The organism is Oleiphilus sp. HI0117 (assembly GCF_001635235.1).
Window position 1 is genome coordinate 1 of record NZ_LWGA01000258.1, and the last position, 625, is coordinate 625.

The following is a 625-nucleotide window of genomic DNA, read 5'->3' on the forward strand; positions in this document are numbered from 1 at the left end:
TTCTGGGCAATAGATGTAACTTCCGGCACTACCAAGGGGAAAACCAAGGCGGGAAAAAACAACTCTGTTTGTCGGGTTGTTAAAGCTTATTGTTCCAGAAGGGATAAAAGGGGTTTTGAGCTGGAGTAATAGTTCACTCTCATCACGTTTCTGGTCCTTGTCTTCGTCAATGAATATCATTGCGCCAGCTTGCCAACCTTGTTCGCACTGTAGGCCTGAAGAGGATGGGCATAAGGTAATGCGTGTTTGTCTGGCGAGCGCTTCTCTTTTTGCATGTCGAATGAATTGGCTCAAGTGGTTGATATTGCTGTCCGAACGGGCATTTTGGAAAATGTCATTGAAGGAAGGAATAACGACAAAGGTCAAGATAGAAACAATGGCCAAACAGGTGAGTAGCTCGACAAGTGTAATTCCACTTTGCCTGGATTTTTGTTCTTGATGGTACTTATTGCATCGGTGCATAACAGAAGGGGGCATTTTCATCACTCCTTGATAAAGATCATCCCTTGGAAAGAGTATTCTCTTGGCGATTGATATAAAATGCAAGTCGAAAACATCTTGCTAAAGGAAATGAGAAACTTGAAAGTAATCATCGTTGGCGCCGGTGCAATCGGTATGATGCAAG

Annotated in this window: 1 protein-coding gene; it reads right to left on the reverse strand. The window is 43.4% G+C overall.

Annotated features, from left to right (window positions below):
• Window positions 1-477: GspH/FimT family pseudopilin (locus A3757_RS03195; RefSeq protein WP_068739162.1), on the reverse strand; the 477-nt coding region annotated here is incomplete at its 3' end.
• Window positions 478-625: the final 148 nt, after the last annotated feature.